We start from the raw sequence: 14,617 nt of genomic DNA on the forward strand, positions 1-14,617 counted from the left end.
CGCCATTGGAAGCTCAGAATGGCGCATCGTCGCCGGATTTCTTGACCACGCGCTTGCGCCCGGGAACGGCGCCGGCCGAGGGCGTCAGCAGCGACCTGGCCGGTTCGGGCGCGGCGGGGCGCACGGCCGCCTTCCTGGCTGCGGCCTTCTTCGCCGGAGCCTTGGCGGCGGTTTTCTTCGCCGCCTTCTTGGCAGCGGTCTTCTTCGGCGCGGCTTCCTTCTTCACCGCGGTCTTCTTCACCACGGTCTTCTTGGCCGCCGCCTTCCTGGCGCCGAAGCCGCGCCGCGCCGGCTTGCCGGTTTCCTCCAGCAACTGCTGCACCTCGGCCAGGGTCAGCGAGGACGGTTCGCGATCCTTGGGGATCTTGCCGTTGAGCTTGCCGTCGCTGATGTAGGGGCCGAAGCGCCCGTTCAGCACCTGGATGTCGCTGCCGGGGAATTCCTTGATGATGCGGTTGCGCGCGATCTCCTCCTTCTCCTCGATCAGGAACACCGCGCGCGCCAGATCGATGGTGTAGGGATCGTCTTCCTTCTTCAGCGAGGCGTAGACGCCGCCGCGCTTGGCGAACGGGCCGAAACGGCCGATGCCGACGCTGACCTCCTCGCCCTTGTCCTGGCCGAGCGCGCGCGGCAGCAGGAACAGTTCCAGCGCCTCGTCCAGCGTGATCGTGTGCATCGACTGGCCGGGGCGCAGCGAGGCGAACTTGGGCTTCTCCTCGGCGTCCTCGGCGGTGCTGCCGATGGCCGCATACGGCCCGAAGCGGCCCAGCCGCACGCTGACCGGCTTGCCGGTCTTGGGATCGGTACCGAGCTCGCGCGCGCCGGTGGCCTCGCTGCGATCGACCGATTCCTTCTTCTCCTCGATCAGTTCCTTGAACGGCCCCCAGAACTTCTCCATCAGCGGGACCCATTCCTCCTCGCCGCGCGACACCGCGTCCAGCTCGTCCTCGAGCTTGGCGGTGAAGTCGTAGTCGACGTAGCGGGTGAAATGTCCGCTGAGGAACTTGGACACCGCGCGGCCAACGTCGGTGGGCTTGAACGCGCGGCCTTCCATCTCGGCGTACTTGCGGAACAGCAGGGTCTGGATGATCGAGGCGTAGGTCGAGGGACGGCCGATGCCGTATTCCTCCAGCGCCTTGACCAGCGCCGCCTCGGTGAAGCGCGGCGGCGGCTGGGTGAAGTGCTGGTCGGCGTGGATGCGGTCCAGCGGCACGCGGTCGCCCGGTTTCATCGCCGGCAGCTTGCGGCCCTCATCCTCGTCCTCGGCGTTCTTCTGGTCCTTGCCTTCCTCGTAGACCGCCAGGAAGCCGGGCACGACCACGGTGGTGCCGCTGGCGCGGAAGCTGTGCTCGCTGCCGGCGGCCAGGTCGACGCTGACGGTGTTGAGCGTGGCAGGGATCATCTGGCAGGCCACCGCGCGTTTCCAGATCAGCTCGTACAGCTTGCGCTCGTCGTCGGACAGGTGGCGGGCCACCTGCGCCGGCGTGCGCAGCGCGCTGGTCGGGCGCACCGCCTCGTGGGCTTCCTGCGCGTTCTTGGACTTGGTCTGGTAGAAGTTGGGCTTGTCGGGCAGCGAAGCGGTGCCGTAGTCGCGCGCGATCACGTCGCGGATCTCGCCCAGCGCCTCGGCCGACAGGCTGACCGAGTCGGTACGCATGTAGCTGATCAGGCCGACCGTGCCTTCCTCGCCGATGTTCACGCCCTCGTACAGCTTCTGCGCCACCTGCATGGTCTTGCGGGTGGTGAAGCCGAGCTTGCGCGAGGCTTCCTGCTGCAGCGTGGAGGTGGTGAACGGCGGGGCCGGGCGGCGCTTGCGCTCCTTGCTGGCCACGTCGGTGACGTGCAGCGCACCCTGCGCGGCCTGTTGCAGGCGCAGGCGCGCGGCCTCGGCGGTGTCGCCGTCGGTGATGGTGAACTGCTCGAACTTCTTTCCGTCGAGCTTGGTCAGCTTGGCCGAGAACGGCTGCGACGGATGCGCCAGATCGGCGCCGATGCTCCAGTACTCGCGCGCGACGAAGGCTTCGATCTCCTCCTCGCGCTCAACGATCATGCGCAGCGCCGGCGACTGCACGCGGCCGGCCGACAGCCCGCGCTGCACCTTGCGCCACAGCACCGGCGACAGGTTGAAGCCGACCAGGTAGTCGAGCGCGCGGCGCGCCTGCTGCGCGTCGACCAGGTCGCCGGCGATCTGGCGCGGCTGGGCCATCGCCTCCTTGATCGCGCGCGGGGTGATCTCGGTGAACACCACCCGGTGCAGCGGCTTGCCTTCGAGCAGGCCGCGCTCCTTCAGGATTTCGGCGATGTGCCAGCTGATCGCCTCGCCCTCGCGGTCCGGGTCGGTCGCCAGGAAGATGTCGTCGGCGCCCCTGGCCGCCTTGGCGATGGCGTCCACGTGCTTCTCGTTCTTGTCGATCAGCGCGTAGGACATCGCGAAGCCCTGCTCCGGGTCGACCGCCCCCTCCTTCGGCACCAGGTCACGCACGTGACCGTACGAAGCCAGGACGGTGAAGTCCTTGCCGAGGTATTTGTTGATCGTCTTGGCCTTGGCGGGCGATTCGACGATGAGCAGGTGCTTGGGCATCAGTTCCGGGTTCTGGGAGGACGGCTGGCCCCGGTCGGGGGGCGGCTAGGGTGGCGCAAAAGCGCCGTTCAGAGAAGCCGACGCCCGGGGCGAGCAGCCCCGGGCGTTCAGTTTACTGGCGAATAGTGGAATCACGGTGCGGCGGCCCTGTCAAGCTGGAGGGACGGCCGCGGCCGGGCCAGGCGCGGTCCCGAGTCAGCGCAGGCTGGCGAAGAGCATGCCGAACATTGCGACGATGATCACAAACGAGCCGATCACCAGCAGCCCGCCCAGGATCAGCACGATCCAGGCCACCACGCCCAGTTCCTCGCGCTGCCATTCCGGGTGGTCGGTATAGGCCCACTTGTCCACCACCAGGGTGTCGCAGACGAAGTCGTGCAGGCCCTGCTTGCGCTCGGTGAAGGCCGCCATCAGGAAGCCGATGCACAGCACCAGGTAGCTGATCCAGGTGGCGAAGTAGCGGCCGATGCCGCGCGCCAGCGAGATCTGCTCGCCGTCGCTGCGCACCACCTTGATGCCGATGGCCATCTTGCCCAGCGTGGCCTGCGCGCGCGAGGCATGGAAGCCGCCGTAGTAGGCCGCGGCGATGCCGATCGAGACCACCCAGTTGACCACCTGCAGCATGACCGGCGCGGTGCCCATCGCGATGTCGGAAAAGCTCACCGCCATGCCGATGCCCAGGACCGCCATCGCCAGCATGCTGATGATGCCGCCGCCGATGCCGACGATGAGGCCGTCGATCAGGCTGGCGGCCACCCGCTTCCAGAAACCGGCGAGGACCACCTCGCCACCGGCGACCACGCGCACGCCTGCCGCCACGCTGGCGCGCGGCGGCGCGTAGGGCGCGTCCATGCCATAGGCGGCGTTGGGATCCAGCGCGGGCGGGGTGAACTGCGCCGACGGCTCGCTGGCGCCGAACACGGCGCGGCCGGTCAGCGGGCGCTCGGCCGGCTCGACGGCCGGTTCCGGCAGCGGAGCGGATTCCGGCGGCGGCGCCGGCATGACCAGGCCGAGTTCGCCGGCGCGCTTCTCCAGCGCCTCCCACTGGTCCATGCCCTCGCGCCAGACCAGGGTGGCGCGGTCGATGCGGCCGGAAGTGAACAGCGGGCGCAGGGCCTGGGAATCCAGCGGGCCATGCCGCTGCTGCTGGTTGTCGACGTAGTACCACTCGGTCATCGGTCAGATCGCTCTCGTGCTGGGGCGGCGCGCATGGCCGGCACGCCGCGGCGGAGGAAGGGGTAAGGGAAAGCGTCGGGCGTTGGCGATCGGCTGCGCCCGCGCGGGGTTCAGCGACATTGCCCGGGCAGCAGGCGGTCCTCGAGATCGGAGCTGCAGTCCCAGTCGTAGCTGTCGGTGTCGTAGGACAGCCAGATGTGCTTGTCGTCGATGCGCGGGTTGCCGGTGTTGCGCAGGCGCAGCTCGATGCCGCAGGTGCCGTCCTCGAACTCGCCGATCCGCGCCTGCGCGACGTAGCGGCTGGCGTAGCTGTCCGGCTCGCCGAAATCGGCCTCGCCGTTGCTCGGACATTCGCTGGTGGTCGCGTAGTGCTCGGCGAGCATCACCTTCAGCGGCGCGGCCTGCGCCAACGACTCGGAGATCTTGGCGCGCTGGGTGTAGTCGTTGTAGGCCGGCAGCGAGATGGCGGCCAGGATGCCGATGATGGCGATCACGGGCACGATCAGTACCGCGCCGATGATGAGGGCGATCTTGCCGCCGGACATGCCAGGACGCGGCGCGACCGGCACGGCGGCCGGCGGCGGAGCGGCATGGAACGGGGGGACGGCATGCGACGGCGGGACCGCCGCGGCATCGGCCGCCGGCACGGACAGCAGGGACAGTTCGTCGGCGAAATCGCCCAGGCGCTGCCACTGCGCCAGGCCCTCGCGCCAGACCAGCGTGTCGAGGGCGATGTGCCCGGCATTGAACAGCCGGACCAGTTCGTCGGCCTGCACCGGACCCAGCCGCTGCTGCTGGCGGCTGGCGTAGTACCACTGTGTCATTGCTTCTCCCCAGAAGCGGACGGGGCGTCCGCCCCCGGTGGATTCAGTGTACCGGCTCCGGTTCGTCGGTGAACATCTGGGTCTCCATCCAGGCGTAGGCCGCCTCGGAACCCGGCTGGTTGAACAGCACCATCAGCACGACCCACTTGAGGTCGTCCAGGTCCAGTTCGTCCTGGTCCAGCGCCATCGCGCGGTCCAGCACCAGCTCGCGCTGGTCGCCGTCGAGGATGCCGTGCTGTTCGAGGAACATCAGGAAGCCGCGCCCCTCGACGTCGAGCTTTTCCAGCTCCGGCCCGTGGAACACGCGGGTCGGCCCGCCCACGCGCGGGCGCGACGTGCCCGGCCGCTGTTCGGCCAGGGCGTCGAGCCAATCGAAGGCCTTGCTGATTTCCGCAGGGCTGAAACCGGCCTGGATCAGGCCGTTCTGGAGCGAGTCGCGGTCGCGGACGGGGTCGGCGTCCTCGGTGAAATAATGTTCGAACAGGTACAGCAGTACATCCAGGATGCTCTCTTTCATTGCCCCTCGGCCTGCGTCATGGCGACGCTGTGGAGGAAGGAAGCCAGCGCTTGCGCGTGTAGCGGCCGTGTTCGACCGTCACCCGTCCATCCAGTTCCATGACCAGCAGCATGGAGGACACTTCGGCGGCCGTCAATCCGCTGCGCTCGATCAGCTGATCCATAGGGGTAGGGTCGTGACCCAGCGCTTCCCACAATCTCTTGTAGTCGGCGCTTCCCCCGCCACTCGTCTCCGGCAGTATTGAGACAGACTGCGGTTCAGCTTCGGGAACGCCGAGTCTTTGCTGCAACGCCCGTGCCAGCCCGGCCGCCAGCGGGCCGACGGCGGCGAGGATTTCACCGGCGTCCTCGACCAGCCCGGCGCCGTCGCGGATCAGCCGGTGGCAGCCGCGCGCCATCGGGTTGTGGATGGAGCCGGGCACGGCGAACACCTCGCGGCCGCTTTCGGCGGCCTGGCGGGCGGTGATCAGCGCGCCGGAGCGGGTGGCCGCCTCGACAACCACTGTCGCCAGCGCCAATCCGGCCAGGATGCGGTTGCGGCTGGGGAAGTGAGACTGGCGCGGCCCGGTGCCAGGCGGATGCTCGCTGACCACCGCGCCGCGGGCGGCGATGCGCTCGCGCAGGTCGCGGTGCGCGTACGGATAGGCCACGTCGGGACCGGTGCCCTGCACGGCGACGGTGCGCCCGCCGGCGAGGGCGAGCGCCGCTTCGTGCGCGGCGGCGTCGATCCCGGCAGCCATGCCGCTGGCGACGGTGATGCCGGCGGCCGCCAGCGCATGGGCGAAGTCGCGGGCATTGTCGCGCCCGCCGGCGCTGGGCCTGCGGCTGCCGACCACTGCCACCGCCGGGTGCCACAGCAGCGCCGGATCCCCTTCGACGAACAGCGCCAGCGGCGGGGCGGCGATGCTGCGCAGCAGTTCGGGATAGTCGGCATCGTGCCAGCCGATGAGGTGGTGGCCGGGAGCGGCCAGCCAGGTACGGGCGCGATCGAGTCCGTCGGCGCCGGCGCGCGACAGCGCCGCGATCTGGTTGGCGTCGAGCCCGGCCGCGCGCCAGGCGGGCGGGCCGGCGGCCAGCGCCGCGGCGGGGCCGGCGTGCGCATCGAGCAGGCGGCGGCGGCAGGCGGCCGGGCCGCCGGCCAGGATCAGGCGCAGCAGCGCGCGGGAGTCTTCTTCGTCCATCGGCCCAGCCTAGGCCGCAGACGACGACGGCGCCCTCGGGCGCCGTCGCGGTGGAACGTAGGAAAAGCCCGGCTCAGTAGGTCGCGTCGGGATGCTTGAGCGCGTAACCCACGCGCGCCGGCTTGACCCCTTCCATCACCAAGCCGTAGCTGACCCTGTCGAAGGTGCGGAAGATCATCACGTGGGCGGCGTACTCGTCGGGCAGGCTGACCCGGCCGGCGCCGCTCTTGGGCGACTCGCTGATGCGCGAGGCGTTGGGATGCTTCATGCGGTCGGCGGTGTGGCTGCCCTGGCGCCAGACCGACAGCACGGTGCCGTTGTCCAGGCCGTCGCGGCTGCCGCCGGAGATGGCCACCACGTCGCGCGGACCGCCGGCGGTGAAGGTGTCGGCCACGGCGAGGACGCGCAGCATGCCTTCCGGCGCCTGCGCGGCGGGCGGATGCGGGAAGAAATGCAGGTCGTAGGGCTGCGCGTCGACCGGGATGATGCGATCGCCCACGCGCACCTCGTGGCCGCCGGCGTCCACGGTGAGGGTGGCGGTCTCGGTGCCGGGCACGACGCCGCGGGTCAGGGTGCCGACCGCGACCTGCTGCAGCTCGTAGCCGAGGAATTCGCTGCTGCCGGTCTGCGGAATCAGCTCCTTCCACAGGTCGGCGTCGCCGGCGGTGCGGCGGCCGCGGAAATCCAGGTCCTCGGCGCGCGGGTTGGCGCTGTAGCGCACGGTCGGGCGCACCACCGCGTAGCGCTGGCCGGGCTGGCCGTCCAGGCCGAGCACGTAGACGGCCTGGCCGGAGGTGCTGCGCAGGCGGTCGCCGTCCAGGCCGGCCACGTGCGGCAGGTGCTCGAAGCTGTCGACCACGCGCAGGTTCCTCAGGAACGGCTCGATGTCCGCCAGCGGGATCGCGTTCAGCGGCGCTTCCTCGCGCGGACCGGGCTGCACCGCCACGCGATCCAGGTAGGCCAGGCTGATGACGTCGCCGGGGTAGATCAGGTGGGGATTGCTGATCTGCGGGTTGGCCTGCCAGATCTCCGGCCACAGCCACGGCTTCTTCAGGAAGCGCGCGGAGATGTCCCACAGGGTGTCGCCCCGCTTGACCACGTAGGTGTCAGGGTGGGTCTCGGCCATCGCGGCCGCGGCGGTATAGGTCGCGACGGTGAGGACCGCAACGGCGAAAACCGTACGAATACTTTTGAACATGGCGGTATCTACCTGATTCCCCGACAGGTGGTCACGACTATAGTCCAGAAAACGGCGCGCAACGCAAGCACTGGCGTTAGAATCCGTGAGGCCTTGCCGGATTCCACCGGCGTCCCCATTCCCGATGTCATGGCCCTGCTCCCCATTCTCGAATTCCCCGACCCCCGGCTGCGCACCAAGGCGGTGCCGGTGGACGCCGCGCAGGTCCCCGGCGCGGACTTCCAGCGCCTGCTCGACGACATGTTCGAGACCATGTACGCCGCCCCGGGCATCGGCCTGGCCGCCAGCCAGGTGGACGTGCACCGGCGTTTCATGGTGATCGACGTCAGCGAGGAGAAGAACGAGCCGCGCGTGTTCATCAATCCCGAGATCGTCGACAAGGCCGGCGAGCAGGTCTACCAGGAAGGCTGCCTGTCGGTGCCGGGCATCTTCGCCGACGTCACCCGCGCCGACGAAATCACCGTGCGCTACGTCGACCGCCAGGGCCAGGCGCAGGAACTGCGCGCCGACGGCCTGCTGGCCGTGTGCATCCAGCACGAGATGGACCACCTCGACGGCAAGCTGTTCGTCGACTACCTGTCCCCGCTCAAGCGCGAGATGGTGCGCAAGAAGCTGGCCAAGCAGCGTCGGCAGGCGGCGGCCTGAAAGCCTGGGAATGGAGAATCGGGAATAGGGAATCGCAACAGCGGATCAGCGCGCGCCGTACCATTCCCTACTCCCCATTCCCCATTCCCGCCCATGAGAATCATCTTCGCCGGCACGCCGGCCTTCGCCGTTCCTTCGCTGCGCGCGGCCCATGCGCACGGGGAGGTGGCCGCCGTCTACACCCAGCCGGACCGGCCGGCCGGGCGCGGGCGCGGGTTGCAGGCTTCGCCGGTCAAGCTGGAGGCGGTGGCGCGCGGCATCCCGGTCCTGCAGCCCGAGTCGCTGCGGCGCAGGTCGGCGCAGCAGGCGCTGCGGGATCTCGCGCCGGACCTGATGATCGTGGTGGCCTACGGCCTGATCCTGCCGCAGGCGGTGCTGGACATCCCGCAATACGGCTGCTGGAACGTGCACGCCTCGCTGCTGCCGCGCTGGCGCGGCGCCGCACCGATCCAGCGCGCCATCGAGGCCGGTGATGCCGAGACCGGGGTGTGCCTGATGCAGATGGAAGCCGGCCTGGACACCGGCCCGGTGCTGCTGGCGCGGGCCACGCCGATCGGTGCGGGCGAGACCGGCGGACAGTTGCACGATCGCCTGGCCGAGCTCGGCGCGGCGGTGCTGGCCGACGGCCTGGGCCTGCTGCGCGCCGGCATCCGGCCGGTCGCGCGGCCGCAACCGGAGCAGGGCGCAACCTACGCGCACAAGCTCGACAAGGCCGAGGCGCGGCTGGACTGGTCGCAGCCGGCCGACGCGCTGGCGCGCAAGGTGCGCGCCTTCGACCCGTGGCCGGTGGCCGAGGCCGTCGTCGCCGGCGAGCGCCTGCGCATCCACGGCGCGGTGGCCGTCGAGGAAATGCATGGAGCCGAACCCGGCACGCTGCTGCGCGCCGGCCGCGAGGGGCTGGACGTGGCCTGCGGGCGCGGCGTGCTGCGCCTGCGCGTGATCCAGCGCGAGGGCGGCAAGGCGATCACCGCCGCCGACTTCCTCAACGCGCGCCGGGATCTGGTCCGCGCATGAGCCTGGCCGGCGTCGCCGTCCGCGTCCATGCCGCGCGCGTGCTCGACGCGGTCGTCCACCAGCACCGCTCGCTGAAGGCCGAACTCGCCTCGACCTTGCCGCAACTGGCCGATGCGCGCGATCGCGCGCTGCTGGAGGCGATCTGCTTCGCCGCGCTGCGCCAGCGCCCGCGCTACGAACAGGCGCTGGCGGGCTGGCTGCAGAAACCGCTGGGCCAGCGCGATGCGCCGCTGCGCGCGCTGCTGCTGGCCGGACTGGCCCAACTCGATGCGCTCGCGCTGCCGCCGCATGCGGCGCTGTCGGCGACGGTGGAAGCGGCGCGCACGCTGGGCCGGCCGCACCAGGCCGGGCTGGTCAACGCGCTGCTGCGCCGCGCCCAGCGCGAGGGCATCCCGGCCACGGACCCGGCGCAGGCATGGCCGGCGTGGCTGCGCGCGGAAATCAATGCCGACTGGCCGCAGCAGGCCCGGGCCATCTTCGCCGCCAGCCTGGAGCCGGCGCCGCCGTGGCTGCGGGTGAACCGGCGGCGCGTTGCGCGCCACGACTATCTGGACAGGCTGCGCACGGCGGGAATCGAGGCGGCGCCGGTGGACTGGCTGGACGATGCGCTGCGCCTCGACGCACCGATAGCGGTCGGCGATCTGCCCGGCTTCGCCGACGGGCTGGCGTCGGTGCAGGACGGTTCGGCGCAGCAGGTGGCCGATCTGTTCGAACTGCGCCCCGGCATGCGCGTGCTCGACGCCTGCGCGGCGCCCGGCGGCAAGGCCGCGCACCTGCTCGAACGCGAGCCGGGGTTGCGACTGCTGGCGCTGGACGTCGATGCGCGGCGGCTGCAGCGCGTGGCGCAGACGCTGCAACGCGTGGGCGCCGAAGCCCAAACGCGGGTGGCCGATGCCGCCGATCCGGCGGCGTGGTGGGATGGCGCGCCTTTCGACGCGGTACTGCTGGATGCCCCGTGCTCGGCCACCGGCGTGGTGCGCCGCCAGCCCGATATCCTGCTGCATCGCCGCCCCGCCGACATCGACGCGCTGACGGCGCTGCAGTCGCGCCTGCTGGATCGGCTGTGGCCCACGCTACGGCCGGGCGGCTGCCTGGTCTACGCGACCTGCTCGCTGCTGCGGCGGGAGAATGCGCAGCAGGTCGAGGCTTTCCTGGCGCGTACGCCGGATGCGCTGGCCGACAAGCCGGAGGATCGCTTCGGCCATGAAGCCGGCGCCGGTCGCCAGCGGCTGCCTGGTGAAGCCGGCTGCGACGGATTCTTCTATGCGCGCCTGCGCAAGTCCGGATGAACCGGAGATGGCCGGCTGACGGTACTGCGTCACAGCCGCGGCGTCGAATTCACCCGATCTGAATTTCCCCTGCCGATACTGTCCGGCATGCCGATGCTTCGCGCATCGGCATGTAGTTCGTCCTCAGGGAACAGAGTCGACAGTGAATACCTTGTTGTTGAACACGGGAGAGGGACTGCTCCCGTCGCGCGTCACGACGGCGCGCACGGTCATGCTGATGGCGCTGTTCTGCGCGCCGGCGCTGCTGCTGCTGCACAAGGGCTGGAGCGCGTTCGGCGTGCTGCTGCTGCTGTGCACGGCGCTGGGTTTCGGGAGCTGGCGCGCGGCCTGCAGACCCGCCGCGAAAGTGCTGGCGGCGCTGCTGCTGATGGCGCTGCTGGTGCTGGCGCTCGCGCTCGTTTCGATGCAGCAGTCGGGACAGGGCCTGCGCAGCGTGGACTACGTCGCACGCCTGCTGCTGCTGCCCTGGTGCGCGGCGGTGGCCTATGCGTTGTCGCCCCCGCGCGCGTTGCTGTGGTGGGGCGCGATGGCCGGGATCGTGCTGGGCTTCGCGCTGGCCTGCATGCAGGTCATGCAGGGCGCCGATCGCGCCGGCGCGGGCAGCAACCCGATCGTGTTCGCCAACGCGATGCTCACCCTGCTGGTGCTGGCGATCCACTGCCTGCCGGCGCGCAGCAGTTTCTGGCGGGTCCTGGCGCTGCTGGCGATACTCTCGCTGGGGATGGCCGCGATCGTCATGTCCGGCAGCCGCGGCGTCCTGCCCGGGCTGGCGGCGATGCTGCTGATCGCGATCATCGGCGGCGGCCGCGGTTTCTGGCTGCGTTCGGGCATCGCGGTGGCGCTGCTGGCCAGCGTGCTCGCCGCCTTGTGGTTCGTGCCGGCGCTGGCCGAGCGCTCGCGCCTGGCCGAAGTGCGGACGGATCTGCATGCCTATGCGCGCGGCCATGTCGACACCCCGATCGGGGCGCGGCTGGAATACCTGGCGCTGGCGGGCGAGGCCTTCGCCGAGCGTCCCTGGACCGGGGTCGGCCTGGACCGCTTCGATACCCGCATCCGCACCATCCCGGCTTGCCGGCAGCAATCGCTGGGCGTATGCGGCATGGGCCACGCGCACAACGATCTGGCGCAGTGGTCGGCGACGCTGGGCGTGCCGGGGCTGCTGTCGATCCTGGCCATCTACCTGTTGCCGCTGGCGCTGCTGCTGCGCCTGGCGCTGGCCATGCCGGGCACCAGGACCGTGGGAGCGGCCTGGGCCGGAGCGGTGCTGGTGCTGACCTACATGCTCTCGGGCCTGACCCAGTCGATGTTCGCGCACGCGCTGACCACCACCAACTACGCCGTGCTGGTCGGCCTGCTGATCGGCATCGCGCTGGGCGAGGCGGAAGCGGCGCGCGCGCCGGGCGCGCAGCGGCAAGGGGCGGCGATGCAGTAATCTTGGGCGTCCCCCCGGTTTGCCGCGTCCATGTCCCAGCTCCCCGTCGCCAGCGTCGTGTTCACCACCTACAACCAGCCCGACTGGCTGGAGAAGGTGCTGATCGGTTTCGGCGCGCAGGATCGGCACGACTTCGAGATACTCGTCGCCGATGACGGCAGCGGCGAGGAAACGCGCCGGCGCATCGAGGCGGTGCAGGCGCGGTTGCCGGTGACGGTGCGCCACCTGTGGCAGGCCGACGACGGTTTCCGCAAGTGCGAGGCACTGAACATGGCGGTGGCCGCTTCCGCCGCGGACTACCTGATTTTCACCGACGGCGACTGCATCCCGCGCCGCGATTTCGTTTCCACCCACCTGCGCCTGCGCGAACCGGGCAGGTTCCTCTCCGGCGGCTACCACAAGCTGCCGATGGCGACCAGCCAGGCGATCACCGCCGACGACATCCTCCACAACCGTTGCTTCGAACTGGACTGGCTGCGCGGCCACGGCATGCCGGGCGGTTTCCGCAACCTCAAGATCGGCGCCGGCCCGCGGCTGCGGCGCGTGCTGGATGCGCTCAGCACCGCGCGCGCCAGCTGGAACGGCCACAACGCCTCGGCGTGGAAGCGCGACATCGTGGCGGTCAACGGGTTCGACGAGCGCATGCGCTACGGCGGCGAGGACCGGGAGTTCGGCGAGCGCCTGGAGAACGCCGGCATCCGCGGCAAGCGCATCCGCTACCGCGCCATCGTCGTCCACCTGGACCACAAGCGCGGCTACGTCACCGAGGAAGGATTGCAGGCCAACCGGCGGATCCGCGCCGCGACCCGCGCCAGCGGCAGCCGCTGGACCGCGCACGGACTGGTCAAGTCGCCTTCGCCCTAGTCCTGCCGCCGCCATGCGATGCGAAGGCGGCGGCATCGAGGCCGGTCAGGACGCAGGCGCGTCCGCCAGCTGGCGCCATGCGGAAATCACCGAATCCACCGGGATGTCGCGGACGCGGCCGTGTCCTTCATGCTCGCCGCCCAGGGCGATGACGGTCCCGGGCCCGATCGGCCGCCACAGGGCCGGCGAGGCCGGGCCGAACAGCACCACCAACGGGCAGCCCAGCGCGGCGGCGGCGTGGGCCGGGCCGGTATCGACCGAGACCAGGCTGTGCGCGACCTCCAGCAATGCCAGCAGGCGCGGCACCGGCAGCGCGTCGGCGCCGTTGAACATGCGGGCGTCGCCGCCGGCGGCCTGGCGGATTTCCTCCAGCACGCTGCGCTCGGCCGGCGAGCCGCACAGCACGATGCGCGCCTGCGGCCGCGCCTGCCAGATCGCCGCGGCCAGTTCGGCCCAGGCCTGTGGCGGCCAGTACTTGGGATGCGAGGCGGTGGCGATCCTGCCGCGCTTGTGGGTGCGCTTGTTGCCGGGCTGGAACAGCACGATGCAATCGCCCAGGCCGCTGGCCTGGCGCCACTGCGCCAGATCGGCGCGATCGGCGGCGGTGACGGTGAGCACGGGCAGGCGATGGGCGGCGGGATCGACGTCGGCGCGCGTCGGGTAGGCCTGCGCCGGATCGCGCATGCCCATGTGCATCCAGCGATCCGGCCACAACCGCGTCCGCCCGTCGGCGTCGTGATCGTCGGCGGGCAGGCGGCGCACGATGTCGGCCTCGGGCAGGCCGGCGCGGGCGAGCAGGCCCTCGATCGCCGCATCGGTGTCGCACAGGTAGACCGGGCCGCGGCCGCGCGCGCGCAGCCAGCGCACCAGCGCCCACTGGCTCGGGCACAGCAGGTAGGGCGTGTTGCGGCTGCGGATCATCTGCAGGTGCCCCAGCGCCGGCTCGTGTTCCAGCAGCGGCGGCGTCCATCCGCCCGAACCGACCACGTCCACCGGCTGCCCGTAGCGCGCATGCAGCAGGCGGATCAGCGGCGTGATCATCACCACGTCGCCGAACGCGCCGCAGCGCACGACCAGCGGGCGGGGATTGCTTGCGATCCCGGTCATGCCTTCCTTCCCATTCGATGCAGGAGTGCGTATTTGGTGATGACCGCGCGCGCATGGCTGGCGTGGAACCAGTAGCCCTCGCGGCCATCTCGCCAGGCGCAGCGCAGCAGGTACTGCTTGAGCCAGTAGGCGGCGGCGTGCAGCCAGGGACTCAGCGCCGAGGCGCGCAGGCCCTGCTCGTGGCGCTGTTCGGCCCACAGCTGCGCGTAGTGGTCGTTCTTGGCGCGGTGCGTTGCCAGCGAGCGCGCGGTGTCGTGCTCGATCACCGCATCGCAGTCGGCCACCCGCCTGCCGCGCAGGTCGGGCTTTTCGTGCACCCGCATCGGCAGGTAGCGCAGGTCCGGGCGCACCAGCCGCTCGGCGCACTCGTGGCCGTGCAGCTTGCGGCCGAGGAACCAGTTCTCGCGGCGCAGGCGCCAGACGTCGGCCTGTTCGACGCGGCCGCTGGCGAACAGTTCGCGGATGCGCTGCCCGGCGCCTTCGGCCAGCCATTCGTCGGCATCGAGCAGCAGCAGCCACGGCTGGGTCGCGCGCGCGATGGCCTCGTTCTTCTGCGCGGCGAAACCTAGCCAGTCCTGGTGCTCGACGCGGGCGCCGTGCGCGCGCGCCACCGCGACGGTGCCGTCATCGGACCCGCAATCCAGCACCAGCATCTCGCGACACAGCGGCTTCATCGAGGCAAGGCAGCGGCCGATGCGATCGGCTTCGTTCCTGCTGATGACCACGCCGGAGATCGGGAGGGTTTGCTGCATGGGGGAAATCGGGGGAAAGGCCCGGCATTTTCTCCCAG

13 protein-coding genes are annotated in these 14,617 nt (G+C 70.7%); 5 read left to right on the plus strand and 8 right to left on the minus strand.

The features are described from left to right. Positions 1-13 precede the first annotated feature (13 nt). The 6 genes from AAG688_RS02835 to AAG688_RS02860 all read right to left on the minus strand — a co-directional run bounded on the left by AAG688_RS02835 (position 14) and on the right by AAG688_RS02860 (position 7,476). Positions 14-2,581 carry a DNA topoisomerase I gene (locus AAG688_RS02835; protein WP_411833850.1) on the minus strand — a complete coding sequence of 856 codons (2,568 nt, stop codon included), beginning with the start codon at positions 2,579-2,581 and terminating at the stop codon, positions 14-16. 195 nt (positions 2,582-2,776) lie between these two features. Beyond that, a complete protein-coding gene (locus tag AAG688_RS02840; RefSeq protein WP_411833851.1) occupies positions 2,777-3,757 on the minus strand; it encodes an RDD family protein in 981 nt (326 codons plus the stop codon). A gap of 110 nt (positions 3,758-3,867) precedes the next feature. Next, positions 3,868-4,581 (minus strand): pilin, encoded by a 714-nt coding sequence (locus tag AAG688_RS02845; protein ID WP_411833852.1) that lies wholly within the window; start codon positions 4,579-4,581, stop codon positions 3,868-3,870. 43 nt (positions 4,582-4,624) lie between these two features. Then, the gene (locus AAG688_RS02850) at positions 4,625-5,098 is read right to left on the minus strand and encodes a DUF494 family protein (protein ID WP_411833853.1); all 474 of its coding nucleotides are present in this window, start codon (positions 5,096-5,098) and stop codon (positions 4,625-4,627) included. A 16-nt stretch (positions 5,099-5,114) separates the two neighbouring features. Further along, positions 5,115-6,278, minus strand: a complete 1,164-nt coding sequence (gene dprA, locus AAG688_RS02855; RefSeq protein ID WP_411833854.1) for a DNA-processing protein DprA — start codon at positions 6,276-6,278, stop codon at positions 5,115-5,117. A gap of 73 nt (positions 6,279-6,351) precedes the next feature. Further along, the gene (locus AAG688_RS02860; RefSeq protein WP_411833855.1) at positions 6,352-7,476 is read right to left on the minus strand and encodes a LysM peptidoglycan-binding domain-containing protein; all 1,125 of its coding nucleotides are present in this window, start codon (positions 7,474-7,476) and stop codon (positions 6,352-6,354) included. Between the two features lie 129 nt (positions 7,477-7,605). On the opposite strand from AAG688_RS02860, the gene def reads away from it, so the two are divergent. The 5 genes from def (at position 7,606) to AAG688_RS02885 (ending at position 12,720) form a co-directional block, all read left to right on the plus strand. Then, positions 7,606-8,121: a peptide deformylase gene (gene def / locus AAG688_RS02865; RefSeq protein WP_411833856.1), complete on the plus strand. Its 516-nt coding sequence runs from the start codon at positions 7,606-7,608 to the stop codon at positions 8,119-8,121. Between the two features lie 93 nt (positions 8,122-8,214). Next, positions 8,215-9,135 carry a methionyl-tRNA formyltransferase gene (gene fmt / locus AAG688_RS02870; protein WP_411833857.1) on the plus strand — a complete coding sequence of 307 codons (921 nt, stop codon included), beginning with the start codon at positions 8,215-8,217 and terminating at the stop codon, positions 9,133-9,135. Continuing rightward, positions 9,132-10,424, plus strand: a complete 1,293-nt coding sequence (gene rsmB / locus AAG688_RS02875) for a 16S rRNA (cytosine(967)-C(5))-methyltransferase RsmB (RefSeq protein ID WP_411833858.1) — start codon at positions 9,132-9,134, stop codon at positions 10,422-10,424. Before fmt ends, rsmB begins: the two co-directional genes overlap by 4 nt. A 157-nt stretch (positions 10,425-10,581) precedes the next feature. Then, the gene (locus tag AAG688_RS02880) at positions 10,582-11,856 is read left to right on the plus strand and encodes an O-antigen ligase family protein (RefSeq protein ID WP_411833859.1); all 1,275 of its coding nucleotides are present in this window, start codon (positions 10,582-10,584) and stop codon (positions 11,854-11,856) included. 30 nt (positions 11,857-11,886) lie between these two features. Beyond that, positions 11,887-12,720, plus strand: a complete 834-nt coding sequence (locus AAG688_RS02885; RefSeq protein ID WP_411833860.1) for a glycosyltransferase family 2 protein — start codon at positions 11,887-11,889, stop codon at positions 12,718-12,720. A gap of 45 nt (positions 12,721-12,765) precedes the next feature. Here AAG688_RS02885 and AAG688_RS02890 read toward each other — a convergent pair whose 3' ends face one another. Together AAG688_RS02890 and AAG688_RS02895 are read right to left on the minus strand one after the other, a co-directional pair. Continuing rightward, on the minus strand, positions 12,766-13,827 hold the full coding sequence (locus AAG688_RS02890) for a glycosyltransferase family 9 protein (protein ID WP_411833861.1): 1,062 nt from the start codon (positions 13,825-13,827) through the stop codon (positions 12,766-12,768). Beyond that, on the minus strand, positions 13,824-14,579 hold the full coding sequence (locus AAG688_RS02895) for a glycosyltransferase family 2 protein (RefSeq protein ID WP_411833862.1): 756 nt from the start codon (positions 14,577-14,579) through the stop codon (positions 13,824-13,826). The genes AAG688_RS02890 and AAG688_RS02895 overlap by 4 nt, the downstream gene beginning before the upstream one ends. Positions 14,580-14,617: the final 38 nt, after the last annotated feature.

It is taken from the genome of Pseudoxanthomonas mexicana (assembly GCF_046736355.1).
GTDB lineage: Bacteria > Pseudomonadota > Gammaproteobacteria > Xanthomonadales > Xanthomonadaceae > Pseudoxanthomonas_A > Pseudoxanthomonas_A mexicana_B.